We start from the raw sequence: 25,529 nt of genomic DNA, 5'->3' as shown, positions 1-25,529 counted from the left end.
GGGAAAGGGCAGAAACTTTTCAGCTTCTGCCTTTTCAAATGAGGGAGCGCTTATTTGCAGCGGGGAGAGAACATATGGCACAGAAGAGACGGGGAAAAACGACAAGAAAACAGAGGCAGCGCCAGCTTCACCGCAGAATGTTTCTGACGGGAGTTCTGGTGGCGCTGATCTGCGTCGGCATTTACAGCGGCATCCGCCGTGTGGCAAAAACGGCAAGTGATATCACGGCCGTTGATTATTCCGGTTCTGATTATGAGGACAACGATATCACCGACTGGACCGGCGCTCCGCCGATTGATGTGGAGCTTCTGACGCCGAACAGCTGGTCCAGACCGCAGACGAGGCTGAAAAAGGTGGACGGTATCGTTATTCACTACACCGCAAACCCGGGAAGCACGGCGATGCAGAACCGTGATTACTTTGAAAACCTGCCTGAGACGCAGGAGGCGCAGGCCAGCAGCCATTTCGTCGTCGGCATCGAGGGAGAAGTCGTTCAGTGTATCCCGACGAGTGAATGGTCGTATGCATCGAACCAGCGTAATTTCGATACGATCTCGATTGAATGCTGCCACCCGGATGACAGCGGTGAATTTACCGATGAGACATACAATTCTGTGGTCCAGCTCGCCGGTTTCTTATGCAAGCGGTTCAATCTGACTTCGGACGATGTGATCCGTCACTATGATGTAACCGAAAAGCTTTGCCCTCTGTACTACGTGGAGCATGAGGATGCCTGGATTCAGATGAAGGCAGATATTCAGGCGTATGCGGATTCACTTTCCTAAGAGCTGTTTTTAAGAAAAATGAAAAAATCCCCGTTGGGAAAATCAGTTTCAGGAGAAATGATTTTTCCAACGGGGATTTTTCTGTTATCCAATATTTTTAGTAATAGTAACGCCGTCTGCGCCGCTTTCTTTTTTTCGTATTTCCGCCGAGTGCAATCCAGCAGAACAGCCGTACAAACGTGATGCCGAAGAGAACGCCGATGCTGTCGATGCCGACGTCCTTTACCGACGGGCCGCGGTTGGCGACCATCGTCTGGTGGAACTCATCGCTCGCGGCAAAGGCGACACAGAGGATGCCGGCAAGAAATGTGAGCGCGAAGCCGCGCAGGCCGTAGACGTAGAGCGGAAGCGAAACACAGATTGCAAGCAGACAGTACTCTGTCATATGAGCCAGCTTCCGTACCGGGTACTGATACTCGTCAGCCAGTTCCTGGATCTTCTCATCATCCCATCCGCGGTCCATGACGTGGTCGATCGTGATGAAAATGCCGCGCGCCACTTTTTCACTGAGCTGTGAGGATTCCGTTCCGTTCTGGGAAGAGAAGGAGAAAATCAGCGACATCATCAGAATCGCCGGGATGAAGGAAAACGGTTTTAACAGTGCAATTACAATTCGATTCATAAAATACCTCCAGTAAAACAAAGCAGGTCAGATCGGAAACTTTTTATGCGGTATGCTCGCGGATTCCGGCAATCGCAGAAAAGATCAGGAATGCCAGCAGGTTCACGATTACGACCGTCGCTCCGGCAGGGGAGGACAGGAAAAACGAGAGGGACATGCCAAGAAGGAAGCACACCACCGAGAGAACCGCAGAGCAGATCACCACGCTCTGGAAGGTATGGCAGAGACGCATCGAGGTCAGTGCCGGGAAAATCAGCAGGCTGGAGATCAGAAGCGCGCCCATCATGCGCATGCCGAGGACGGTGGTGATGGCGGTTAAGAATGCCAGCAGCATGTTGTAAACCTCTGCGCGGACACCGGTTGCTTTGGCAAATGTCTCGTCGAAAGTGACGGCAAAAATACGGTTGTAATACAGGACGAACAGGAGCAGCACGACGATGGAGAGCACCACGGAGAGAACGACGTCCTCATCACTCATCGCAAGGATGCTTCCGAACATGTAGTTGTTGACATCGGTGTTCATGCCGCTCGACCACGAAACCGTGATGACACCGATCGCAAGCGCAGAGCTTGAAATCAGACCGATGGCGGCGTCGCCTTTGATCTTGCTGGATTCGTTCATGCGGAGCAGCAGAAAGGCGGCAAGCACGACGACAGGGATTGTGAAGGCAAGCGGAGCAAAACCGAGTGCCGTTGCAATCGCAAGAGAGCCGAATCCGACATGGGAGAGGCCGTCGCCGATCATGGAGTAGCGCTTTAACACGAGGCTGACGCCAAGCAGTGCGGCGCACAACGAGACGAGAATACCGACCACAAGGGCACGCTGCATAAACGGATAAGAAAGCATTTTCAGCAGATTCGAAATCATAAGTCGGCACCTCCTAAAAACTGTTTTCCAGCCTCGGTTTTCAGATACTCGTTCGTCGGACCGAAGAAGACCTGCTTCTGGTCGAGCTGGAGAATGTGCGTTGCGTCCGGCAGAATATTGCGGATATCGTGGGAAACCATGATGATCGTAACGTTCTGCTCGCGGTTGATGCGGCGGATGAGCTGGTACATTTCGTTTGTCATGACCGGGTCAAGGCCAGTGACCGGCTCGTCGAGGAGCAGCAGTTTCTTTGTGGCGCAAAGCGCACGAGCGAGAAGCACACGCTGCTGCTGGCCGCCGGAGAGATCACGGTAGCATCGTTTCTTTAATGGAAGGAGGTCGAGAAGCTCCATATTGCGGAGCGCGTCCTCTTTGTCTGCCTTTGTGTAAAACGGCGGGAAATGCGGGTGGTTCTGCCGGCCGGACAGCACGACTTCCCAGACGCTCGCCGGGAAATCCTTTTGTGCGGCGGTCTGCTGCGGCAGATAGCCGATCTCGCTTGGATGAAGCCCGTCGCCGGTTGTGATCGAGCCGGTGGACGGATTTTTTAAGTGAAGCAGTCCCTTGACCAGAGTACTTTTTCCGGAACCGTTCTCGCCCACAATACAGAGGTAGGAGCCGGCTTCCAGGGCAAAGTTGACATCGGTCAGGACCGGGATGCCCTCGTAGGAGAAGGTGACATCACTGCAGGTAAGTAGAGCCATTAGTTCAGAGCCTCCTTTAGTGCGGCGACATTCTGTTCCATCAGGGAAAGATACGTGGCGCCGTTTTCGAAATCATCTTTGGATACGTTGTGACAGGAGTGAAGCAGCAGCTTTTTCGCGCCGGTCGCCTCACAGATGCAGTCCGTCATTTTTTCGTTGGACAGCTCGGTGTGGAAGACGACAGGAATCTGCTCTTTGTTGATCTTGTCAATTAAAAAAGAAAGTGTTTTGGCACTCGCCTCGGATTCCGAGGAGCAGCCGGGGAATGCCGCGTAATAGTCGAGGCCGTAGGCGTCCGCGAAATAGCGGAACGGAAAACGGTCGCCGAAAACGATGGTGTGGCGGCTGGCATTCGCTGTGACATCGGAAAATTCCTCATCGAGGGAGGTAAGCGAAGCGAGGTATGAAGCAGTGTTTGCCTGATAATCGTCCGCGTTTTCCGGGTCGAGGCGGCAGAGCGCATCGCAGAGCTTCTGGACAATCCGCATTGCATTTTTCGGTGAAGTCCAGACGTGCTCGTCCTGTTCGCCGTGGGATTCGTCTTCGTGATCGTGGGAATCCTCGTCGTGATCGTGGGAATCCTCGTCGTGGTCCGTATCCTCGTCCTCATGATCGTGTGCGTGGCCGTGGGTCTCCATTCCCTCGACCGTTTCCTCGGCAACGGTGTCGACGCAGTCCATCAGCGTGACGACTTCTTTGTTCGAGGTATCGACGGAATCGAGAATCGTTTCCACCCAGGCATCGGAATCGCCGCCGACGTAGACGAAGAGATCGCATTCGGAAACTGTGATCATATCGCCCGGTGTCGGCTCAAATGAGTGGCTTTCTGCGCCCGGGGAAAGCAGCATGTGGAGATCGAGGTGATCGCCGCCGATGGCACGCAGAAAATCGTACTGCGGAAAAATGGTCGCCACGGCGGAGAGCTTTTCGTTCTCTGTGGAATCCGCCGTCTCCTTTGCGGAACCTGCGCAGCCCGTCAGAAGAAGGAGCGCAGGAAGGAGGAGAAGGCGTAAATGTTTTCTGGGAAAAAACGTCATGATACTCCTTTCTGAAAGAAAATACGGAAGCATTGTGAAAAAGCTCCGTATCAGACCGTTCAGTAACAAATGCCGCAGGAGTGGGAAGCGGCAGACGGAGAGTGTACCCCTCCGAAAAAAGATCAGTTACCATCATATAGCAGGGGTGATTCATTTGTCAAGGAAAGACACAAAAAGCTGCGTCCGCCAGAAGCGGGGAAGCAGCTTTTTGCAGATATTTGATACGTTTTGTGAAACCGGATTACGATACCCGGCGGAACTGTGCCTGGTAGAGCTGGTAGTACGCGCCCTGCTTTGCCATCAGTTCGTCGTGGGTTCCTTGCTCGAAAATCTTTCCGTGGTCGATCACGAAAATCCGGTCCGCATTTTTAATAGTAGAAAGACGGTGCGCAATGATGAACGAGGTACGGCCCTTCAACAGGCTTTCGATTCCCTGCTGCACCTGAATTTCTGTCTGTGTGTCGATGCTGGACGTCGCCTCGTCGAGAATCAGAATCCGCGGATCAGACACCATCGTTCTGGCAAAGGCGAGAAGCTGGCGCTGGCCGTTGGAAAGACGGGCACCGCGCTCGCTGATCTCGGTGTCGTAGCCGTCCGGCAGTTCTATGATAAAGTCATGGGCATGCACGGCCTTTGCGGCGGCAATGATTTCTTCCTCCGTGGCATCGAGCTTTCCATACGCAATGTTGTCGCGAATCGTGCCGGAGAAGAGAAAGTTGTCCTGGGTCATAACGCCCATCTGGGCACGCAGGCTGTTGATGGAGACATCCGTCAGGCTGTGGCCGTCGACGCGGACCGTTCCCGAAGTAATATTGTAGAAACGGCTGATCAGATTGACAATGGTCGTCTTTCCAGCGCCGGTCGGGCCGACGAGTGCGATCGTCTCACCGGGAGCCGCTGTAAAGCTGACATCTTTTAAAACCAGCGTGTCCGGATCATCGGAGTAGGCAAAGCTGACGTGGTCGAATGTTACTTCTCCTTTGATCGGCGGCAGTTCTGTGACGCCAGGCTTGTCGGCAACCTCCGCCGGTGTGTCGAGGATCTCAAAGATTCGCTCCGCAGCGGAAAGGTTCGTGATCAGCTTGTTGTAAAAACCGGCCAGGTTCTGGATCGGATCCCAGAACATCGTCAGATACATCGCAAACGCCGTGAACGTACCGATCGGAACGGCATCCACGCCGAGCACGGAAATACCGATAAAATACAGAAGAAACGTTCCGATGCCCCAGGTCACCTCGATCACAGCGGAAAAACCATCCGCCAGGCGGACCGCATGGATAAAGGAGTTCTGATGCTCAAGAAGAAGCCGGTCAAACTCGCCCTGCGATTCCTGCTCTGCGGTAAAGCTCTTGATGATGCGGATACCGGAGAAGTCCTCGTGGATATACGCCGTAACATTGGAAGATTTTTTCCGGAACGTCTGCCATCTCTTGTGTGCGACGATCTGAATAAAATACATGCCGATAGCGATCAGCGGCAGCACGAGAATCGCACTTAAGGAGAGCCAGATGTTTTTGATCATCATGATCACCAGAATAGCGATGATCGTGAGAATGTTCGGAATCAGCTTTGTGACACCGTCGTTCAGCACATCCTTTAACGAGTTGACATCGCCGATGATGCGCGCCAGAATCTTTCCGGCCGGACGGGTATCGAAAAAGCTGAAGCTTAAGGTCTGGATATGCGTGTAGAGCTCGTCACGGATTTCCAGAAGAATGTTGTTGGTAATGCGCGCCATCAGAAGCATCCGCAGGCGGACACCGGCCGCGTAAACCAGGTTGATCACAACCATGAATACGCAGAGGGCAACAAGCCCGCGCCAGTCTTTCTGCGCAATATTGACGTCGATGGCGTACTCCAGGAGCAGTGGGTTCACAGTGGAAATCGCAATGGTAACGGCGAGAACCACGAGAACAACGGCAACCTGGCGTTTATAATTTTTTAAGTAGGAGAAGAGGCGGCGGATGGTCGCGCTCTTTAAGACCTCTTTCTGCTCTTCATCTACTTTACTGGAATTGATAGCCATAATCGTATTGTTCCTCTCTTAACGGGTAAGTAAATACAGAAGTTGTCGGGTAACAAATTAAATTGAATTAAGCATTGGCAGGAAGTGCCTGCTCGAGGGCTGCCTTTGCTTTATGGTAATCACCGTACTGAGCCTCCCAGGTGGAGTAGTACAGGCCTTTCTGTGCCATCAGACTCTCATGCGTGCCGCGCTCGGCGATGCGTCCGTGATCGAGATACAGGATCTCATCGGCACTCTGCACCGAAGAAATGCGATGGGCAATGATGATCTTGGAAACATCTTTTTTCTCGGCGAGATGGCTCTGGATTTCGTATTCGGTCTCCATATCGAGCGCCGAGGTGGAATCATCCAGTACGAGGATCGGAGCCTGTTTTGCCAGGGCGCGTGCGATGGAAAGACGCTGCTTCTGACCGCCGGAAAGTCCCATGCCGCGCTCGCCGATGACGGTTTCGTACTGATCGGAAAGGTGGTCGACGAACTCGGAAGCACACGCAGCGGAGACGGCGTTATGTACCTCTTCGGATTTCATTGTGCTGCGGCTGCCGAGGCGGACATTCTCAGAAATCGTGTCTGAGAACAGGAAGACGTCCTGCATGACGACGGAAGAAGTATCGCGCACGGTGCGCAGCGGCAGGGTGCGGATATCGTGGCCGTCGAGACAGATGGAACCGTTGGTGACATCGTAAAAACGCTCGAGCAGATTGACGATGGTTGTTTTTCCGGAACCCGTCATACCCATGATGCCGAGTGTGTGGCCCTGCTTTAAGGTAAAGTCGATATCCTGCAGAATCGGTGTGTCATGCAGGGAGAAATCGACGTGATGGAATTCCAGGTCACCCGGAAGTTTTGAAAGCTCCACCGGATTTTCCGGTTCTGCGATCTGCGGCTCCTCTGCGAGAATTTTGTTCAGCTTCTTGTTGGAAGCAATCGCAGAAGCGAAGCAGTTGCCGAGCCAGCCGACGTTTTCGATCGGCCAGGTGATCTTGGAGGTGTACTCCATAAAGGCCGTTAAAACACCGAGCGTAATGCGTCCGTGGATGACACCGTAGCCGCCCGCGAGAAGGACGAGCACGCGCATCAGCTTCGTAAGAAACGAGATGGCGGGATCGTATTTCATCAGGACGCGCGCCTGATCCATGTTGAGATCGCAGTATTTCTGATTGTGTTTCCGGAATTTTTTGATCTCATACGGTTCCCGTGCAAAGGATTTGACGGTGCGGACACCGGCGAGATTTTCCTGTGCAACGGTATTCATGACGGCGTTTTCCTCACTGATCGCATCGTAGACACGGTCGAGTTCTTTTTCGAGGCGGATTGCGATGCCTGCGACGAAAGGAAGGATCGCCACGGAGACGAGTGTCAGCGGCAGATCCAGTTTGACCATACTGACCATTGCCATCATGATACAGATCAGGCCTTCTAAGATCAGCATGCCGGCAAAGCCGAGGATATCCCAGATCCGGTCGACGTCATCGCGCACGCGGGCGAGGAGTTCGCCGGTATTGTTTTTGTCAAAGTATTCCACCGAAAGCCGCTGGACGTGGCGGAACAGGTTGTCCCTCATCTGGCTGGCGACGCGGACGCTGCTGACATCGAATAAAAATTCTTTGATGTACTGAAACAGGGCTTTTGCGGCACCGATCAGAAGAAAGGCGGCAAGGTATTTCCAGAGCAGTTCCATTTTGTGACCGACCAGCACGTCATCCACGATGTGCAGCGTGACAAGTGGCGCGAGCATATCGAGAAAGACACTTAAGGCCATGGAACCAAAAGCGAAAACGTAGTAGTACCAGTTCTGGAGCAGGTACTTACCGATTGGATTTTTCTTCATGAATGTTAAAACCTCCTCATTGATGTCGTTTGGGTGTCTGGCAGAACATAGGCTTTCAAAAGCTCCGTAAGTGTGGGAACGGAACAACGGGAAACGAAAGCGAAGGCTGCGTTTGTATATAAAAGAAGGGAATCGATGCGGTAAGAAGACCGCGGAATCTGCCTGCCGGAAACGGAGCGAAGCCGGAAAGAACGGTTTCGTACTGTTTATAGCAATAAAAAAAGCCGCAGTATCGACGTACCGCGCCTTCTGTGCGAAATAGCAGGCATAAAGAATGCATAGAGATTTGTTATGCAGAGTTAATGCTTACAAAGAATTTCGAAAGAAGGGCAGCCACCTGGTTTGATCGCCATACGAAGTTTATTCTGTTTTACGCTGGATGCATAAATAAGATTGATCATAAGTGGTGTTCTCCTTTCATGATTTTTTCTGCCGCATCTGATCGAACACGACAGCTTATGATTCTAAGCTACTCCTGTTTTCCGGATTTGTCAATTGTTATTTTCAAAAATTAAAAAATAAAAGCTGCAAAAGGTATGAAAATTGCGAATTTGGGTAGCTGTTTTGGGGAATATGAGATATAATATTACTGTTCAATCAGCAGTGAAACACTTGCTGTTTCGCTGCGTAAGAAAGTGATTCAGGTGTGAGCAGCCCTCCTTTTGCGTAGCAAAACTTTCAATGAGGGCTGCGAATGTTACAGTTCGCAGGTATCTGTGAACTGTAACGATATAATAAACGAGAGTATAAGCGGAAAAATCACAAGATAACATGTGAAACGAGGGGACAAAAAGATGGAAAAAATAATTGCAGGCCTGGTGCAGATGGATTCTGGGCCGGATATGAATGAAAATATGCGTATGGCCGAGCAGTATGTGCGGGAGGCGGCGGAACAGGGAGCGAAGCTGATTCTTTTCCCGGAGACCGCAGAATACACGGGAGCAGACATGCCGGGCCACGCAAGTGCAGTGCCGGGCTACGTAAGCCGCCGGTTTTCCAGCCTTGCCAAACGGTACGGTGTCTATCTGCACTGCGGCAGCATGACGGTACGGCGCCATCCGGGGCGTCCGTCCAACACGTCGTTTCTGTTCGGACCAGATGGAGAAACGATTGCAGAATACAGCAAAATACATATGTTTGACGTAAATATTCCGGGCAGTGTCTCCTACGAAGAATCACACGAGATCTGCCCGGGAAATGAAATTGTTCTTGCGGACACGGCGCTTGGCCTGTTCGGCATGAGCATCTGCTACGATATCCGCTTTCCGGAACAGTACCGGCTGATGGCATCCTCCGGAGCCGATGCATTTCTGATAGCGGCGGATTTTACGAAAGCAACGGGAGAGCGCCACTGGGAAGTACTGCTGCGCACGCGCGCCATTGAAAACGGATGCTACGTGCTCGCCGCCAACCAGTGCGGCCAGAAAGCGCGGTTTGAGGCGTACGGCCATTCCATGATCATTGCGCCGGACGGCGAAATTCTTGCGGAGGCAGATGATACCCCGCAGGTACTCATCGCAGAGCTGGATCCGGAAGTGCTGGAGCGGACAAGAAATGAAATCCCGTCTCTGGAAAACAGGAGAGACGATCTTTACCGTGTAAGCTCGGGAAACGTACGGATTTATGAAGAATAAAAATGCAGGGAGGAAATAAGAAGATGGATCAGTTTATACAGTATACCCCGACGGAAGTCGTGTTCGGAAAAGAGACCGAAAACCAGGCAGGCGCTGAGGTAAAGAAATGGGGCGGCACAAAGGTGCTCGTCGTTTACGGAGGCGGAAGTGCAAAACGGAGCGGTCTTCTGGAACGAGTGGAAGCATCTCTTGCAAAAGAGGGCCTTGCCTTTGAAGAGCTTGGCGGCGTAAAACCAAACCCGAGACTTGCCCTTGCCGAGGAGGGTGTGAAAAAAGCAGTGGAAATGCAGGCAGACTTTATTCTTGCCGTCGGCGGCGGAAGCTCAATTGACACCGCAAAAGCCGTTGCGCATGGAGCTGCAAATCCGGAGGAGGCACTCTGGGATATCTGGACGAAAAAAGTACCGCTGACAAAATCTCTCCCGGTAGGAGCGGTTCTGACGATACCGGCAGCCGGAAGCGAGATGAGCGATTCAGCCGTTCTGACAAACGAGGCAATCGGCAAAAAGGCCGGCATCAACACGCCGTTCAACCGCTGCAAATTTGCCATCATGAACCCGGAGCTGGCAGCAACCCTGCCGAAATACCAGATTGCCTGCGGAGTAACCGACATCATGATGCACACGATGGAGCGCTATTTCATTCCGGAGAGCCAGTGCGAGATGACGGACGAGATTGCAGAGGGACTCCTCCGTACCGTAATCAAAAACGGACCGAAGGTTCTGGAAAACCCATCCGATTACAATGCGATGGCGGAAATCATGTGGTGCGGAAGCCTGTCACACAATGGACTGACGGAGTGCGGACGCGGCAAAGATTTTTCGGTACATAAATTTGGCCATGCGTTAAGTGCAAAATATGATGTAGCACACGGCGCATCCCTGGCGGCAGTCTGGGGTGCCTGGGCGAAATACCAGTACGATGAGGAGACGGTTCTCTGGCGGTTTGCACGGTTTGCAGAAAAAGTCTGGGGCATCACAGAGGGAAGCGATCACAAACGGGCAACGGAAGGCATTGAGCGCACAGTAGCGTTCTTCCATTCGCTCGGCATGCCGACCTCCCTGCATGAGCTTGATATTCTGAACCCGTCGGATGAGGATCTGCGTGCCCTTTCCATGGATGCAACACAGCAGGACACCGTAAAACTGTCCCGCATCCGCAAGCTGGGCGCACAGGAAGTATATGAGATTTACCAGATGGCGCGATAAAAGGAGGAAAACCAGATGGCAAAAAAGAAAATCGCAGCACTGCTGATCGCAGCGGCCGTTGCGGCAGGAGGCTGGGCGCTTCCGGCAAGGGTAAGCGCAGCAGAAAATGACGGCACGGCCGTAACCTGGCAGCAGGATGAGACGGAAAGTTCCGAGCAGAATTCGGATGAGGAAGCGGCAGCGCAGGAGCAGAGCGGTACTTCGGAAAACGAGACGCCGGCTGTTACGATTCCAGGTGAGGACAACGAACAGGAGCCGGAGGAGAAACTTCCTGCCGGCTGGGTGAAACAGGAGGACGGAAGCTGGAAATACAGAAAAGAGGACGGCACGATGGCCGCCAGCGAGTGGATCACCCATCTGAACCGGAGATATTATCTGAATGCAGACGAAATCATGTGCACGGGTCTTTCGATGGTCAACGGAAAGCTCTATTATTTTGAGAGCTGGGGCGGAGCCGGTTTCCAGGGCTGGAAAAAAGTCGGCGGGGCATGGTACTATCTGAACGAGGACGGAAGCGTCAAAACGAATGAATGGTTCGTTCACGACAAGAGAACATACCATGTAGATGAAAACGGTGTGATGAGCACCGGACTGCAGAAGATTGACGGAACGCTCTACTACTTCGAGAGCTGGGGCGGAGCCGGATTCCAGGGCTGGAAAAAAGTCGGCGGAACATGGTACTATCTGAATGAGGACGGAAGCCTCAGAACGAATCAGTGGTTTGTGCATGATAAAAGAACGTACCATGTAGACGCAGACGGTGTGATGAGTACCGGCTGGCAGACGATTGACGGCGTTGATTATTACTTTGAAAGCTGGGGCGGCATGCGCGTGAACGCCTGGGCGGCCAAGGGCAGTGACTGGTATTACATGGACAGCAACGGAACCCCAAAAGGGGAAGGCTGGCTGCTGTATGACAAGAACTGGTATTATCTGAGGCAGGACGGCAAAATGATGCACAGTGAATGGCTGTGGTATGATAATAACTGGTATTACCTGCAGAGCTGGGGCGGCATGTATAAGAGCCAGTGGGTAACGATCAAAGGCGCAACGTATTACTTCCGGAGCTGGGGCGGTATTTACAAGAACGGCTGGCAGGAAGTGGACGGAAAAACGTATTACTTCCGAAGCTGGGGAGGCATCTATAAGGATACCTACATCGACGGCTATTACGTTGATAAAAACGGTGTCCGCCGGAACAGCAAAAATATCTGCGTGGCAATCGACGCAGGACACCAGAGAAGAGGAAACAGCGAGAAAGAGCCGATCGGACCGGGATCATCGACCTATAAGGCGAAGGTTGCTTCCGGAACATGCGGTGTGGCAACCGGCATCAATGAGTATGAGCTGAACCTTGCGGTATCTTTAAAGGTACGCGATATCCTTGAGGAGCGCGGCTACGATGTTTACATGATCCGCGAGACGCACGACGTCAATATCAGCAACTCCGAGCGTGCAAAACTTGCCGCGCAGAACGGAGCAGACATTCTCGTGCGTGTACACGCGAACGGAGATTCGAACCAGTCGGTTTACGGAGCACTCACGATGGCACCGAGCAGCAGAAATACGTATCTTTCCGGTGATGTGGTCAGCAAGAGCCAGAAGCTCTCCCAGAAGATGATCGCAGCATTCTGCAAAGACACCGGTGCGAAGAACCGCGATGTGATTTACACCGATTCCATGAGCGGCATCAACTGGAGTACCATTCCGGTCACGATCATTGAGCTTGGCTTCATGAGCAATCCTTCCGAGGACCGTTTGATGGCAACCGAGGATTACCGAAACAAGATGGCACAGGGAATTGCGGACGGAATCGACGCATATTACGAATAATCAAAATTGGTCCACTGGACCAATTATTGATATGCCTGGCAACAAAGGGACCTGCCTGAAATGGGCGGGTCCTTTTTGCATGCAAAAAAAGAAAGCGGAGCGAGTCCGCTTTCTTTTGGGAATCCATAGGATCAGATCTTATTTGTTGTTGTTTTTCTCCAGCTCCTGCATTTTCATCGCACGAACCTTCAGCGGCAGACCGAACAGTGTGATGAATCCGTCTGCATCGTGGTGATCGTAGAGATCGCCGGTGGTGAAGGAAGCAAGAGACTCATTGTACAGGCTGTACGGAGAAGACTCGCCGGCTTTGATGATGTTGCCTTTGAACAGTTTGAATTTTACTTCGCCTGTTACGTATTTCTGGGTTACATCAACGAATGCCTGGATTGCCTCGCGCAGAGGAGTGTACCATTTTCCTTCGTAAACAACCTCAGCAAGCAGGTTTCCGAGATCTTTCTTTGTTTTCAGGGTCTCACGGTCGAGAATCAGCTCCTCTAACTGCTCATGTGCAGCCATCAGGATGGTTCCGCCAGGAGTCTCATAAACACCGCGGGATTTCATGCCGACAACACGGTTCTCAACGATATCAACAATACCGATGCCGTGTTTTCCACCCAGCTTGTTCAGCTCGGTGATGATTTCAGAAACTTTCATTTCTTTTCCGTTTAAGGTCTTCGGAACGCCGGCCTCAAAGGTCATGGTTACGTACTCGCCTTCGTCCGGAGCTTTTTCCGGAGGAGTGGTCAGTACGAGAAGATCGTCGTAGTTCGGCTCGTTGGACGGATCCTCAAGCTCAAGTCCCTCATGGCTGATGTGCCACAGGTTACGGTCACGGCTGTAGCTGTGGTTTGCATCAAACGGAAGGTCGATGCCGTGTGCTTTACAGTAAGCCAGCTCGTCTTCACGGGACTGCATGGTCCATACATCGGTCATTCTCCAAGGAGCGATTACTTTGATATCCGGAGCAAGGGCTTTGATGCCGAGCTCGAAACGGATCTGGTCATTTCCTTTACCGGTAGCGCCGTGGCAGATGGCAACAGCACCTTCTTTTCTTGCGATCTCAACGAGTTTCTTTGCGATAACCGGACGTGCCATGGAAGTACCGAGCAGGTATTTGTTCTCATAAACAGCGCCTGCTTTTACGCACGGCATGATGAAGTCTTCACTGAACTCGTCGATAACGTTTTCGATATATAATTTGGAAGCGCCGGAAAGTTTTGCTCTCTCATCGAGGCCAACCAGCTCGTTTCCCTGGCCGCAGTCGATGCAGCAACAGATTACTTCGTAGTCAAAGGTCTCTTTCAGCCACGGAATAATGGCAGTAGTATCAAGTCCGCCGGAATAGGCAAGTACAACTTTTTCTTTCATAATGTAAGATCCTCCTTGGATTTCTCGTGCACCTATATGCGCGGTGCATCGTCAATGACTAAAATATACATCATACGACAGGATTATGCAAGCTTTTTTTCAGAAATTCAAAAAAAACTTGCATAATATACATTTGAGGTGTATACTTATGCAATCGACGGTATATGACAGCAGAAAACAAAGATTTTTCATTGAAAAAAGAAAATAATTGAGCTATCATAAAGAGAAAAGAAAAAATGTCCGGCAAGACAAGAAAACGGGCGAAAGAAAAAAGGAGAAAAAGGTATGATCAGAGCAGGAATTATCGGTTCTACAGGATATGCAGGAGGCGAGCTGGTGCGTATTCTCCTGGGACACAAAGATGTGGAGATTAAATGGTATGGTTCCAGAAGCTATATCGATAAGAAATATGCGTCGGTTTACCAGAATATGTTTCAGTTAGTAGACGATGTCTGCAAGGACGACAACATGGAGCAGCTTGCAAAGGAAGTAGACGTCATTTTTACAGCAACTCCGCAGGGACTCTGTGCTTCCCTGGTAAATGATGAAATTCTTTCGAAAGTAAAGGTCATCGACCTGAGCGCCGATTTCCGTATTAAAGATGTAAAAACGTATGAAGAGTGGTACAAGATCGAGCATAAATCCCCGCAGTATATCGACGAGGCGGTTTACGGACTGTGCGAGATCAACCGTGAGAAAGTAAAACAAGCGCGCATCGTGGCAAACCCGGGATGCTATCCGACCTGCTCAACTCTTTCGATTTATCCTTTATTAAAGGAAGATCTGATTGATGGAAACACCATCATTATTGATGCAAAATCAGGAACTTCCGGAGCAGGAAGAGGAGCGAAAGTGGACAACCTCTACTGTGAGGTCAATGAAAACATCAAGGCATACGGCGTTGCCGGCCACCGCCACACACCAGAGATCGAGGAGCAGCTTTCCTATGCAGCCGGCTACCCGATCACCCTGAACTTCACCCCGCATCTTGTTCCGATGAACCGCGGCATTCTCGTAACGGCATATGCATCCCTGAAAAAAGATGTGACTTACGAAGAGGTTAAAGCCGTTTATGATAAGTATTATGCCAACGAGCAGTTTGTACGTGTTCTCGATAAGGATGTCTGCCCGCAGACGAAATGGGTCGAGGGAAGCAACTATGTGGATGTCAACTTCAAGATCGATCCGAGAACGAAACGAATCATCATGATGGGTGCGATGGACAACCTGGTCAAAGGCGCAGCAGGACAGGCGGTACAGAATATGAACCTGATGTTCGGCCTGCCGGAAAACGAAGGCCTGTGCATGCCGCCGATGTTCCCGTAAAAAAGACAGAAGCAGACAACAGACGGAATTTACGAAAAGTGAGGATAAAAGAATGAAAAAGATTGAAGGAGGCATCACTGCTGCAAAAGGTTTTCAGGCAGCAGGCGGCGCAGCAGGAATTAAAAAACAGGGCGTAAAGGATATGGCACTTGTCTACAGCGAGGTACCGTGCGTAGCAGCAGGAACCTTTACTACAAACATCGTAAAAGCAGCTCCGGTCAAATGGGACCAGGAGATTGTATACAACCATCCAACCGCACAGGCAATCGTCTGCAACAGCGGAATCGCCAATGCATGCACCGGCGAGGAGGGCTATGGCTACTGCAGAAAAACCGCAGAGGCAGCATCGGCTGCACTTTCCATTCCAGAGGACTCCGTTCTCGTTGCATCGACCGGTGTTATCGGAAAACAGATCCCGATCGATAAGATCGCAGCCGGCGTGGAAATGCTGAAACCGCAGCTTGCAGCTACAAGAGAAGCCGCAGCTATAGCAGCACAGGCGATCATGACAACCGACACCGAGCCGAAGGAAGTTGCTGTTCAGATCGAAATCGGCGGAAAAACCGTAACGATCGGCAGTATGTGCAAGGGCTCCGGCATGATCCATCCGAATATGTGCACCATGCTGAGCTTTGTGGCAACCGATGCCAATATTTCGAAAGAGATGCTGCAGAAAGCACTGAGCGAAGTCGTACCGGACACCTACAACATGGTTTCCGTAGACGGTGATACTTCCACAAACGATACCGTTCTCCTTCTGGCAAACGGTCTTGCCGGAAACCCGGAAATTACGGAAGAAAACGAGGATTACAAGATTTTCAAAGAAGCACTCTTTGAAGTCAATAAAACACAGGCGATGCACATCGCAGGCGACGGCGAGGGCGCAACCGCACTGTTCGAAGTGACGATTCAGGGAGCCGAGAGCAAAGAGCAGGCCGTGACACTGGCAAAATCCGTCATCACATCGAGTCTGACGAAAGCGGCAATCTTCGGCCATGACGCCAACTGGGGAAGAATCCTCTGCGCGATGGGTTACTCCGGAGCAAAATTCGATCCGGAAAATGTAGATCTCTACTTTGAGAGCGCAGCCGGAAAACTGCAGATTATCACGAAAGGTGTTGCCGTTGACTACAGCGAGGAGGAGGCAACGAAGATCCTCTCCGAGCCGAAAGTAACTGCGACCGCCGACATCCACATGGGAGAGGCGACAGCAACGGCATGGGGCTGCGACCTGACCTACGATTACGTAAAAATCAACGCAGATTATCGTTCCTGACCGGATCCGGAACAGGCACGGGAAAAGAGCATAAGAGGAGAAAAAATCATGGTAAATCAGATGTATCTGGACAAAGCAAATGTGCTGATCGAGGCACTTCCTTATATTCAGCGGTTCAACCGCAAAATCATTGTCATCAAATACGGCGGAAGCGCAATGGTGGATGAAGAGTTAAAGAGAAACGTCATCCAGGACGTAGTTCTTCTGAAACTGGTCGGCTTCAAACCGATCATCGTACACGGCGGTGGAAAGGAAATCAGCCGCTGGGTCGGAAAAGTCGGCATGGAACCGAAATTCGTCAACGGCCTTCGTGTAACGGATGCCGATACGATGGAAGTGGCAGAGATGGTGCTGAATAAGGTCAACAAAGAGCTTGTCACCATGATTCAGTCACTCGGTGTCAACGCGGTCGGCATCAGCGGAAAAGACGGCGGACTCTTAAATGTAGAGAAGAAGCTGTCCAAGGGCGAGGATATCGGCTTCGTTGGAAATATCAAGAACGTAAACCCGAAGGTGCTGTACGATCTTCTGGAGAACGACTTCCTTCCGGTTGTCTGCCCGGTAGGCATGGATGATGATTTCAATACTTACAATATCAACGCAGACGACGCGGCATGCGCCATCGCTGAGGCGTTAAATGCAGAAAAACTGGCATTCCTGACCGATATCGAGGGTGTCTACAAAGATCCGAAGGACCCGGAGAGCCTGATTTCCGAGCTCCACGTACAGGAAGCAAGAGATCTCATCACCAACGGAAATGTCGGCGGCGGTATGATTCCAAAGCTCCAGGGCTGTATCGACGCGATTGAGAACGGTGTTTCAAGAGTCCACATCATGGACGGAAGAATCCAGCACTGCCTGCTGCTTGAGATCTTTACGAACAAAGGAATTGGTACGGCGATTTTAGGGGAAAACAAGGAGAAATTCAATCATGAAGACAAATGAGTATATGGAACAGACCGAGCAGTACGTGCTCCACACCTATAACCGGTTCCCGCTTGTGATCGACCACGGCGAGGGCGTTCATCTGTATGACACCGACGGAAAAGCATATCTGGACTTTGCGGCAGGTATCGCGGTATATGCGCTCGGCTACAGCAATGACGATTATAAAAAAGCAGTGAAAGACCAGGTGGACAAAGTCATCCATGTTTCCAACCTGTTCTACAATGTTCCGATGGGCTCCGCGGCAGAAAAGCTGGCGAAGGCATCCGGCATGGATAAAGTATTCTTTACGAACAGCGGTACGGAGTCGATCGAGGGAGCCATCAAAGTAGCGAGAAAATACGCTTACTTAAAAGACGGCAGCAACGATCACGAGATCATCGCGATGAACCATTCCTTCCATGGAAGAAGCCTTGGAGCGCTTTCTGTAACAGGAAATACGCATTATCAGGATCCGTTCAAACCGCTGATCGGCGGCATTAAATTTGCGGATTTTAATGATCTGGAGAGCGTAAAGGCACAGATTACCGACAAGACATGTGCGATCATCATGGAGACTGTACAGGGCGAGGGCGGTATCTATCCGGCAACGAAAGAATTTTTACAGGGCGTGCGCGATCTGTGTGACGAGCACGACATCCTGCTGATTCTCGACGAGATCCAGTGCGGTATGGGAAGAACGGGAAAACTGTTCGCATGGCAGGATTACGGCGTACAGCCGGATGTCATGACGTGTGCAAAAGCACTTGGCTGCGGCGTTCCGGTCGGCGCCTTCGTGCTGAATAAAAAGACGGCAGAGCATTCGCTCGTTCCGGGAGACCACGGAACGACATACGGCGGAAACCCGCTGGCCTGCGCGGCTGTCAATGCTGTATTTGAATGCTATGAGAAACAGCATGTCGTAGAGCATGTAGCAGAGACGGCTCCGTATCTGGAGAAAAAGCTGGACGAGCTGGTGGAAAAATATGACTGCCTCGCAGCACGCCGTGGAAAAGGCTTTATGCAGGGCCTTGTCGTAACGGGACGTCCGGTCGGAGAAGTCATCAACCGCGCGATTGAGAACGGACTTCTTGTGATTTCCGCCGGAAGCGACGTTCTTCGTATGGTACCGCCGCTTGTGATTACGAAAGATGACATCGATGAGATGATTGAAAAACTGGAGAAAGCATTACAGTAATGTGAAATAGACAGCCGTCTGGTTTCCTAGGCAGGAGACCGGTCGGCTGTTTTCCTGCTGTCCCTGAGTTCTGTATAAAAACGGGGAAAAAAGGAATAGTATAAAATGTACTCTCGGGGCCTTTCTGCACTTGCTTTTACGGCCGATTTTCCGCCAGCTGCACCCAAATTTCATCAACGTACGCATCGCGTACGCCTCAGAAATTTGGGTGCAGCTGATAAAAAATCTTCTCGTAAAATCAAGCGCAGAAAGACTCCGAGAGTACATAAAAAAACAGCAGGAGGAAAAATCAATGGCGGGAATTTTAACAGCGCTGCTTTCCGGCGCACTGATGAGTATTCAGGGCGTTTTCAACACAGAGGTGACGAAACAGACGAGTACATGGCTGGCGGCCGGCTGGGTGCAGATCAGTGCGTTTGCCGTCTGTCTTGCGGCATGGTGCATCACCGGGAGGGAGCCCATCGGGGATCTGTTCCGCGTAAAGCCGTGGTATCTGCTGCTCGGCGGGGCAATTGGCGCGTTTATCACGATCACGGTTATCTGGAGTATGGCAGGGCTCGGCCCGGCGAAGGCGGCGATGCTGATCGTCATTTCCCAGCTCGCAGCGGCGTGGCTGATTGAACTGTTCGGCCTTTTCGGTATGGAAAAAACGGATTTCACCGTGCGAAAACTGATCGGCATGGCGATCGCCGTTGTGGGAATTGTAGTGTTTCAGTGGGAATAACGATTAAGATTTCTACTTGTATTTTTATGGTTTCTTCGATACAATAGAAACGTAGTTATGCGTACACAAGGGACCCTTGCGCGTCAGATGCGAAGCGGAAGGGAGTACACAGCATGAAATTGAAAAAACAGCAGGACAGAGGCAGAAAACATGCAAAAATACTGGCGGCGATGCTGGTTTTTTTGCTCTGCGGATGCAACCACAGGGATACAGAATACAAACTGTCAGATAGCACAGGCGGGAGCACGGCGGAAACCGTTTTCGGGAATCAGAAGGAAGTGGATGAGGAGCAGACGGTTTCCGAAAAAAGCGCCGGAGAAACCACAGGCATTCCGGAAAAACGTGAGGCACAGGAGGCAGCACCGGAAGAAACAGTGCAGGTTTATATCTGCGGTGCGGTCGCTTCCCCCGGTGTCTACACGCTGCCGGGCGGAAGCCGCGTAGTGCAGGCTGTGGAAGCGGCAGGCGGATTTCTGCCGGATGCTGAAGAAAAAATCCTCAATCTTGCACGGAAAATCGAAGACGGAGAGCAGATCACCGTCTGGACGCGCGAGGAGGCAGAAAACATGGAAATCACGGAAACGCCGCAGCAGAATACGGGCGGCACGGAGCAGGCTTCCGGTTCCGGCAAAGTCAACCTGAACACGGCCGGAAAAGAAGAACTGATGACACTCTCCGGCATCGGAGAGAGCCGTGCGGATGCCATCATCGCCTACCGCGAAGCAAACGGCCCGTTTGGTTCGATTGAGGAGATTATGAACATTGAGGGCATCAAGGGAAAGATGTTTGAAAAGATAAGGGGTTCTATCGAGGTTTAGAACAAGAAGGAGAAGAAATGGCAAAGAAAGTTCTTGTAGTTGATGATGAAAAACTGATCGTAAAAGGAATCCGCTTCAGCCTGGAGCAGGACGGCATGGAGGTTGACTGCGCATACGACGGCGAGGAAGCACTCTCCATGGCAAAAGAAAAAGAATACGATATGATCCTTCTGGATCTGATGCTGCCAAAGCTGGACGGATTGTCCGTCTGCCAGCAGATCCGTGAATTTTCCAACGTTCCGATCGTCATGCTGACCGCAAAGGGCGAGGACATGGACAAAATCCTGGGACTGGAATACGGCGCAGATGATTACATCACAAAGCCGTTCAACATTCTGGAAGTAAAAGCACGCATCAAGGCCATCATGCGCCGTGCGGCCCGCCAGGAGCCAAAAGAAGAGAAAGCAAAAGTCGTACAGGTGAAAGACCTGCGGATCGACTGCGAGAGCAGAAGAGTCTTCATCGGAGACCGCGAGATCAATCTGACTGCGAAGGAGTTCGATGTGCTCGAGCTTCTCGTCTTCAATCCGAACAAGGTGTACAGCAGAGAGAACCTGCTGAATATTGTCTGGGGCTATGAGTACCCGGGCGACGTGCGCACCGTAGATGTACATATCCGCCGTCTGCGCGAAAAGATTGAGAAAAATCCAAGTGAACCGAAGTACGTTCACACAAAGTGGGGAGTTGGTTACTATTTCCAGGCTTAAAAACAAAGAAAAATGGAAGTTTCTGCGGAGTCTGCGCTTCCGCATCACGGTGATTCTTGTGATCATCGGCATTGTACCGTGTGTGATCCTTGAGAAGAGCATCGTAAACAGCTATGAGGACCGTGCGGTATCGGTGCGCAGCATTACCGTAAAAAATCAGTGCGATATTATCTGCAACCAGCTCATCCAGCAGAATTACATGGAAGATCCTGGATCGGATGTCATCAACGGACAGCTCAGTATGCTGACAAATATCTACGGCGGCAGAATCCTGATTATCGACCAGGATTTCCGCGTCATCAAAGATACGTACGATATGGACCGCGGAAAGACGATTATCTCGCAGGAGGTCATCCAGAGCTTTCAGGGCAAGGAGACGAGCCAGTACGACCGGAAAAACAGCTATCTGGAAATGACGGTGCGGATTCAGAATACCGAGACGAAGGAGACGCTCGGCGTTATGCTCGTCAGCATTTCGACGGATGAGATCCGTGCGAATATGAAAATTCTGGAGACGAAGGGAATGACGATTCTTTCGATCATTGCGCTTCTCGTGCTGGTTTTTGGCTATCTGCTCGCGGGCATTCTGATGAAGCCGTTCCAGAAGGTCACCCGTTCCATCGAGGACATCACCGACGGCTATCTCGACGAAAGCATTTCTGTTCCGGATTACCTCGAGACAGAGCTGATCACGGACGCATTCAACAAGATGCTGACCCGCGTCCGCACGCTCGACGATTCCCGCCAGGAATTTGTTTCGAACGTCTCGCATGAGTTAAAGACGCCGCTTGCGTCCATGAAGGTTCTGGCGGATTCGCTGAACGGGCAGGAGGGCGTTCCGGTGGAACTTTATCAGGAGTTCATGCAGGATATTACCTCGGAGATCGACCGCGAAAACCAGATTATTACCGACCTTTTGTCGCTGGTCAAGATGGATAAAAAGGTGGCAGACCTCAATATCACCCAGGTCAATATCAACGAGCTGTTAGAGCAGCTGCTGAAGCGGCTTCATCCGATTGCCGCACAGAAAAATGTGGAGCTCATTCTCGACAGCTTCCGCCCGGTCAATGCGGAGGTGGATGCGACGAAGCTCTCGCTGGCGTTCTCGAACCTGATCGAAAACGGCATCAAATACAACAACGAGAATGGATGGGTGCGTGTATCCTTAAATGCGGATCACAAATATTTCTACGTGACGGTGGCAGACTCCGGCATCGGCATCCCGGAGGAGTCGATTGCGCATATCTTCGAGCGTTTCTACCGCGTGGACAAGTCCCACTCGCGGGAAATCGGCGGAACCGGCCTTGGCCTTGCGATTGCGCGGAGCGCGATTGTCATGCACCGGGGAGCGATCCGTGTATACAGCAAAGAAAACGAGGGAACGACATTTTCCGTGCGGATTCCTCTGAATTACGTGATGTAGGAGGTGGCGCACATGAAACGGATACTTGGCGTACTGCTGGCCGGCGTGCTGCTTCTTAGCGGCTGCGGGCAGTGGCAGAAGAGCCAGAAGGAGTCGGCGTATCACCTGTACTGCCTGGACAAAACCGGCACAACACTGGTGCAGGAGCCGTATGAACCAAAAGAAGGAACGGATCAGAAACTGATCAAGGAGCTGGTTGACGCGCTGCAGGAGAAACCTGCCAAGGACGGAAACCAGGCACTTCTTTCCAATGGGATTTCCATCAAGACGTATACGCTGGAGAACGGGCTCCTTACGCTGAACTTAAGTGGAGAGTACGGAGAGCTTGCGCGGCCGCAGGAGGTTTTGGTGCGTGCAGGACTGGTGCGTACCTTTGTGCAGGTTCCGGAGGTGGAGCGCGTGACGCTTCTGATCGACGGGGATCCGTTAAAGGATTCCAAAGGACGCGAGATCGGAACGATGACGGCGGACAGCTTTCTGGAAAATTCCGGAAGGGAAATTTATCAGTATCAGTATGCGACGCTGACACTGTATTTTGCAAATGAAGCAGGCGATCATCTTGTGAAAGAGACGCGGCGGGTGCCGTACAGCACGAACATTCCGCTGGAACGTGTCGTGGTGGAGCAGCTGATGAAGGGACCGAAAGAAGACGGCCACTATGCAGTGCTGCCGGATACGATGAATGTCTTAAGTGTCACGACATCCGATCGGATTGCCTATGTGAATTTTGACAAATCTTTTAAGGATTCTGCGCTTTCGAGTGTGGCGGAGCAGATTCCGATTTACGCGGTGGTGGATTCCATCACGGCGAACTGTAAGGTGGATAAGGTGCAGTTTTCCATCAACGGAGAGAGCGATGTAACCTTCCGTGAAACGATGAAACTCAATCAGTTCTACGAGGAAGACCTGTCTTATCTGGAGGAAAAAGATACATGAGAAAACGGCCCATGTGCCTGGCGTGTCTTGGATTCATGCTGGTGCTTGTGCTGCTGCGGATTGCGGGCGTGCCTCTTGGCACGCCTTTTTCTGACCCCAAATACGAAAACAAAGCGCAGCAGGGCAGGAAGGTGTGGATTGCAGGGACAATTGAAACGTATGAGAAAAAGAGCAGCAACAACGGGTATGTGCTGCGTGGGGAGGGAAGCAAAGGGAAAATTTATCTGCTCGCAAAGCGGGGAGATCTGCCGGTCGGAGCCGCTGTGCGGGTGTACGGAACTGTAAAAAAGCCGGAAAGCCCGCGCAATCCGGGGATGTTTGATGAGAAAACATATTATGAGGGAAAAGGCTGTGCGTTCTACGTGATTTCGGAACGGGAGGAAGTTGTGGATGTCGGGCGGTGGAATCTCGGCGAAGCGCTCCGGCTGGAGCGGGAGCGGTGCTGTGCCGTTTTAAAAGAAATGATGCCGGAGGAGGAGGCAGGTGTGCTTTCTGCGATGCTGCTCGGGGAACGGTCGGAACTCACGGAGGAGACGTATCTGGCGTATCAGCAGAGCGGTCTGCTGCACCTGATTTCCGTTTCCGGCATGCATCTGATGCTGCTCGGCATGGCACTCCGACGGCTGCTGATGGCACTGCATCTGCCGAAAACTCCCGCATCTCTGGCAGCGGCCGCCGGTATGGTGCTGTATGGCATGTTTACCGGCAGCGGAACGGCGACCGTGCGTGCAGTGGTGATGTTTGCGGTGCGGATGGGAGCTGTCGCAGTGGGAAGGACGTATGATTCCTTAAGTGCGCTCTCTCTTGCGGCAATTCTGATGCTGGCGGAAAACCCCTCGTATCTGGAGCAGAGCGGGTTCTGGCTTTCGTTTGGAGCAGTAACAGCCATTTCCGGGGTTTATCCGGTTCTGGCGGGGGAGAAGGCGGAACGGAAGAGACGCGGGGAAAAAACGGGGTTGGAAAAGCTTGCGGCGAAAGGAAAAGAGGCTGCGATGGTGTACCTTTCCCTGCAGCTTGTCATGATCCCGCTGCAGGCGTGGTATTTTTATGAGATTCCGCTCTTTGCGTTTCTGCCGAATCTGTTTGCAGGAGCTGTCATGACGGCGGTGCTGCTGACGGGTGCTGCGGGGCTTCTGGCGGGACTGGCAAGCGTGAAAGCGGGAAGTGTTGTTCTGCTTCCGACGCGGTTCCTGCTCACACTTCTGCGGCAGATGACAGCGGCGGTCGCACAGATTCCGGGAAATGTGTGGATCTGCGGTCAGCCGGAAAAATGGCAGATGGCAGGATATGGAATCATTCTGACCGGTCTGCTGGTGATACTGTATGTGCGAAAACGAAAACGGGAGATGAATCCGGATGGGGCAAAACGAAAAGGTGCGCAGGCACGAAAGCGGGAGCGGATGCTCTTTGGTATTACCATGTTTTTTGCCTGTGTTCTGCTTTTTTACCGTCCCCGGGAAACGTTTTCCATTACAGCGCTGGACGTCGGCCAGGGCGATTCGCTGGTGGTGGAGAGCGGCCGTTTTGTGATGCTGAATGACGGCGGGAGCAGCAGTGCGTCTGCGGTCGGGGAAAAAAGGATTCTCCCATATCTGAAACAGCGCGGCATTGCCGCTCTTGATGCCGTTGTTGTCACGCACCCGGACGCAGATCACACGAACGGAATCCTCGAACTGCTGGAGCTGATCGGGGAGCAGAAAACGGCGCTTCGCATCCGCCATCTGTTCCTGCCTGTGTGGATGAAAGGAAGCGAAAAAGAAAATCCTTTTATTTTAGCCGCACAAAAAGCGGGAATTATGGTAGAATATCTAAAAAAGGGAGACGAGATCCGTGCAGGAGAACTCACCGTATCGGTACTTCATCCGGGAGCGGGCGAAGACTATACGGGAGAGGAAAACGCCGGAAGTGTTGTATTACAGCTTTCCTGCGGTGCCTGCCGCGCACTTCTGACGGGAGATCTGGAGGGAAGCGGAGAAGAAGAGGTCCTGGGGGCGGCAGAGCGGTGCCAGATTTTAAAGGTGGCGCACCACGGCTCGAGAAATTCAACGAGCGAGGCATTTCTGAACCGCATACAGCCGCAGATCAGCCTGATTTCCTGCGCGTGGCCGGGACGGTACGGCCATCCGCACCGGGAGCTGCTGGAGCGGCTTCGTGCCTGCAAAAGCCATATCTACGGAACACCGGTGGATGGAGCCGTGACAGTACAGCTGAAGCGTGACCGCCTGGCGGTTCACGGATACCGGTCGGATGTGGAATTTCCCGTCTCCTGAATGGTCAAAAG

21 protein-coding genes are annotated in these 25,529 nt (G+C 51.9%); 14 read left to right on the top strand and 7 right to left on the bottom strand.

Going from position 1 to position 25,529, the window contains the following annotated elements; translation table 11 throughout:
- Positions 1–74: 74 nt before the first annotated feature.
- Positions 75–785 (top strand): peptidoglycan recognition protein family protein, encoded by a 711-nt coding sequence (locus DWW13_RS05910; protein ID WP_118719540.1) that lies wholly within the window; start codon positions 75–77, stop codon positions 783–785.
- Between the two features lie 97 nt (positions 786–882).
- Here DWW13_RS05910 and DWW13_RS05905 read toward each other — a convergent pair whose 3' ends face one another.
- The 6 genes from DWW13_RS05905 to DWW13_RS05880 form a co-directional block, all read right to left on the bottom strand.
- Entirely contained in the window at positions 883–1,407 is a 525-nt protein-coding gene (locus DWW13_RS05905) for a VanZ family protein (RefSeq protein WP_117509519.1), read from the bottom strand.
- 43 nt (positions 1,408–1,450) lie between these two features.
- On the bottom strand, positions 1,451–2,275 hold the full coding sequence (locus DWW13_RS05900; RefSeq protein WP_118697446.1) for a metal ABC transporter permease: 825 nt from the start codon (positions 2,273–2,275) through the stop codon (positions 1,451–1,453).
- Positions 2,272–2,979, bottom strand: a complete 708-nt coding sequence (locus tag DWW13_RS05895; RefSeq protein WP_118719538.1) for a metal ABC transporter ATP-binding protein — start codon at positions 2,977–2,979, stop codon at positions 2,272–2,274. Before DWW13_RS05895 ends, DWW13_RS05900 begins: the two co-directional genes overlap by 4 nt.
- Positions 2,979–4,016, bottom strand: coding sequence for a metal ABC transporter substrate-binding protein (locus DWW13_RS05890; protein ID WP_118719600.1), 1,038 nt, complete (start codon positions 4,014–4,016; stop codon positions 2,979–2,981). Before DWW13_RS05890 ends, DWW13_RS05895 begins: the two co-directional genes overlap by 1 nt.
- 241 nt (positions 4,017–4,257) lie before the next feature.
- Positions 4,258–6,042 carry an ABC transporter ATP-binding protein gene (locus DWW13_RS05885; protein ID WP_117761029.1) on the bottom strand — a complete coding sequence of 595 codons (1,785 nt, stop codon included), beginning with the start codon at positions 6,040–6,042 and terminating at the stop codon, positions 4,258–4,260.
- Between the two features lie 67 nt (positions 6,043–6,109).
- Positions 6,110–7,873 (bottom strand): ABC transporter ATP-binding protein, encoded by a 1,764-nt coding sequence (locus tag DWW13_RS05880; RefSeq protein ID WP_118719536.1) that lies wholly within the window; start codon positions 7,871–7,873, stop codon positions 6,110–6,112.
- A gap of 794 nt (positions 7,874–8,667) precedes the next feature.
- On the opposite strand from DWW13_RS05880, the gene DWW13_RS05875 reads away from it, so the two are divergent.
- Genes DWW13_RS05875 through DWW13_RS05865 form a run of 3 tightly spaced genes read left to right on the top strand, consistent with a single transcriptional unit; the run spans position 8,668 to position 12,548 of the window.
- Positions 8,668–9,507: a carbon-nitrogen hydrolase family protein gene (locus DWW13_RS05875; protein WP_118719534.1), complete on the top strand. Its 840-nt coding sequence runs from the start codon at positions 8,668–8,670 to the stop codon at positions 9,505–9,507.
- Positions 9,508–9,530: 23 nt separating this feature from the next.
- Positions 9,531–10,715: an iron-containing alcohol dehydrogenase gene (locus tag DWW13_RS05870; RefSeq protein ID WP_118719598.1), complete on the top strand. Its 1,185-nt coding sequence runs from the start codon at positions 9,531–9,533 to the stop codon at positions 10,713–10,715.
- A 15-nt stretch (positions 10,716–10,730) separates the two neighbouring features.
- The gene (locus DWW13_RS05865; protein WP_118719532.1) at positions 10,731–12,548 is read left to right on the top strand and encodes an N-acetylmuramoyl-L-alanine amidase; all 1,818 of its coding nucleotides are present in this window, start codon (positions 10,731–10,733) and stop codon (positions 12,546–12,548) included.
- Between the two features lie 138 nt (positions 12,549–12,686).
- On the opposite strand, the gene DWW13_RS05860 is transcribed toward DWW13_RS05865, so the two are convergent.
- Positions 12,687–13,919 (bottom strand): argininosuccinate synthase, encoded by a 1,233-nt coding sequence (locus DWW13_RS05860; protein ID WP_055218598.1) that lies wholly within the window; start codon positions 13,917–13,919, stop codon positions 12,687–12,689.
- A gap of 282 nt (positions 13,920–14,201) precedes the next feature.
- On the opposite strand from DWW13_RS05860, the gene argC reads away from it, so the two are divergent.
- The 10 genes from argC (at position 14,202) to DWW13_RS05810 (ending at position 25,518) form a co-directional block, all read left to right on the top strand.
- Positions 14,202–15,242, top strand: a complete 1,041-nt coding sequence (gene argC / locus DWW13_RS05855) for an N-acetyl-gamma-glutamyl-phosphate reductase (protein WP_022462202.1) — start codon at positions 14,202–14,204, stop codon at positions 15,240–15,242.
- Between the two features lie 52 nt (positions 15,243–15,294).
- On the top strand, positions 15,295–16,518 hold the full coding sequence (gene argJ, locus DWW13_RS05850) for a bifunctional glutamate N-acetyltransferase/amino-acid acetyltransferase ArgJ (RefSeq protein ID WP_118719530.1): 1,224 nt from the start codon (positions 15,295–15,297) through the stop codon (positions 16,516–16,518).
- Between the two features lie 48 nt (positions 16,519–16,566).
- Positions 16,567–17,463 carry an acetylglutamate kinase gene (gene argB, locus DWW13_RS05845; RefSeq protein ID WP_118595082.1) on the top strand — a complete coding sequence of 299 codons (897 nt, stop codon included), beginning with the start codon at positions 16,567–16,569 and terminating at the stop codon, positions 17,461–17,463.
- On the top strand, positions 17,450–18,640 hold the full coding sequence (locus tag DWW13_RS05840) for an aspartate aminotransferase family protein (protein WP_022462205.1): 1,191 nt from the start codon (positions 17,450–17,452) through the stop codon (positions 18,638–18,640). Before argB ends, DWW13_RS05840 begins: the two co-directional genes overlap by 14 nt.
- A 292-nt stretch (positions 18,641–18,932) precedes the next feature.
- The gene (locus tag DWW13_RS05835) at positions 18,933–19,364 is read left to right on the top strand and encodes a DMT family transporter (RefSeq protein WP_118595125.1); all 432 of its coding nucleotides are present in this window, start codon (positions 18,933–18,935) and stop codon (positions 19,362–19,364) included.
- Positions 19,365–19,477: 113 nt separating this feature from the next.
- Positions 19,478–20,182, top strand: coding sequence for a helix-hairpin-helix domain-containing protein (locus DWW13_RS05830; RefSeq protein WP_117801488.1), 705 nt, complete (start codon positions 19,478–19,480; stop codon positions 20,180–20,182).
- Positions 20,183–20,199: 17 nt separating this feature from the next.
- Complete coding sequence (locus tag DWW13_RS05825; RefSeq protein WP_022462209.1) at positions 20,200–20,889, top strand: response regulator transcription factor; 690 nt, start codon at positions 20,200–20,202, stop codon at positions 20,887–20,889.
- Positions 20,834–22,312: a sensor histidine kinase gene (locus tag DWW13_RS05820; protein WP_022462210.1), complete on the top strand. Its 1,479-nt coding sequence runs from the start codon at positions 20,834–20,836 to the stop codon at positions 22,310–22,312. Before DWW13_RS05825 ends, DWW13_RS05820 begins: the two co-directional genes overlap by 56 nt.
- Positions 22,313–22,324: 12 nt before the next feature.
- On the top strand, positions 22,325–23,248 hold the full coding sequence (locus tag DWW13_RS05815) for a GerMN domain-containing protein (protein ID WP_055227346.1): 924 nt from the start codon (positions 22,325–22,327) through the stop codon (positions 23,246–23,248).
- Complete coding sequence (locus DWW13_RS05810; RefSeq protein WP_117804122.1) at positions 23,245–25,518, top strand: DNA internalization-related competence protein ComEC/Rec2; 2,274 nt, start codon at positions 23,245–23,247, stop codon at positions 25,516–25,518. Before DWW13_RS05815 ends, DWW13_RS05810 begins: the two co-directional genes overlap by 4 nt.
- The last annotated feature ends 11 nt before the right edge of the window (positions 25,519–25,529 follow it).

The organism is Blautia sp. AF14-40, from assembly GCF_003479665.1.
GTDB lineage: Bacteria > Bacillota > Clostridia > Lachnospirales > Lachnospiraceae > Fusicatenibacter > Fusicatenibacter saccharivorans.
This window is presented reverse-complemented; position numbering and strand designations above follow the sequence as displayed.

Excerpts from the sequence above, each read along its gene's own strand:
- DWW13_RS05910 (WP_118719540.1), top strand. The coding sequence starts at position 75 with ATGGCACAGAAGAGACGGGGAAAAACGACAAGAAAACAGAGGCAGCGC.
- DWW13_RS05905 (WP_117509519.1), bottom strand. The coding sequence starts at position 1,407 with ATGAATCGAATTGTAATTGCACTGTTAAAACCGTTTTCCTTCATCCCG.
- DWW13_RS05900 (WP_118697446.1), bottom strand. The coding sequence starts at position 2,275 with ATGATTTCGAATCTGCTGAAAATGCTTTCTTATCCGTTTATGCAGCGT.
- DWW13_RS05895 (WP_118719538.1), bottom strand. The coding sequence starts at position 2,979 with ATGGCTCTACTTACCTGCAGTGATGTCACCTTCTCCTACGAGGGCATC.
- DWW13_RS05890 (WP_118719600.1), bottom strand. The coding sequence starts at position 4,016 with ATGACGTTTTTTCCCAGAAAACATTTACGCCTTCTCCTCCTTCCTGCG.
- DWW13_RS05885 (WP_117761029.1), bottom strand. The coding sequence starts at position 6,042 with ATGGCTATCAATTCCAGTAAAGTAGATGAAGAGCAGAAAGAGGTCTTA.
- DWW13_RS05880 (WP_118719536.1), bottom strand. The coding sequence starts at position 7,873 with ATGAAGAAAAATCCAATCGGTAAGTACCTGCTCCAGAACTGGTACTAC.
- DWW13_RS05875 (WP_118719534.1), top strand. The coding sequence starts at position 8,668 with ATGGAAAAAATAATTGCAGGCCTGGTGCAGATGGATTCTGGGCCGGAT.
- DWW13_RS05870 (WP_118719598.1), top strand. The coding sequence starts at position 9,531 with ATGGATCAGTTTATACAGTATACCCCGACGGAAGTCGTGTTCGGAAAA.
- DWW13_RS05865 (WP_118719532.1), top strand. The coding sequence starts at position 10,731 with ATGGCAAAAAAGAAAATCGCAGCACTGCTGATCGCAGCGGCCGTTGCG.
- argC (WP_022462202.1), top strand. The coding sequence starts at position 14,202 with ATGATCAGAGCAGGAATTATCGGTTCTACAGGATATGCAGGAGGCGAG.
- argJ (WP_118719530.1), top strand. The coding sequence starts at position 15,295 with ATGAAAAAGATTGAAGGAGGCATCACTGCTGCAAAAGGTTTTCAGGCA.
- argB (WP_118595082.1), top strand. The coding sequence starts at position 16,567 with ATGGTAAATCAGATGTATCTGGACAAAGCAAATGTGCTGATCGAGGCA.
- DWW13_RS05840 (WP_022462205.1), top strand. The coding sequence starts at position 17,450 with ATGAAGACAAATGAGTATATGGAACAGACCGAGCAGTACGTGCTCCAC.
- DWW13_RS05835 (WP_118595125.1), top strand. The coding sequence starts at position 18,933 with ATGGCGGGAATTTTAACAGCGCTGCTTTCCGGCGCACTGATGAGTATT.
- DWW13_RS05830 (WP_117801488.1), top strand. The coding sequence starts at position 19,478 with ATGAAATTGAAAAAACAGCAGGACAGAGGCAGAAAACATGCAAAAATA.
- DWW13_RS05825 (WP_022462209.1), top strand. The coding sequence starts at position 20,200 with ATGGCAAAGAAAGTTCTTGTAGTTGATGATGAAAAACTGATCGTAAAA.
- DWW13_RS05815 (WP_055227346.1), top strand. The coding sequence starts at position 22,325 with ATGAAACGGATACTTGGCGTACTGCTGGCCGGCGTGCTGCTTCTTAGC.
- DWW13_RS05810 (WP_117804122.1), top strand. The coding sequence starts at position 23,245 with ATGAGAAAACGGCCCATGTGCCTGGCGTGTCTTGGATTCATGCTGGTG.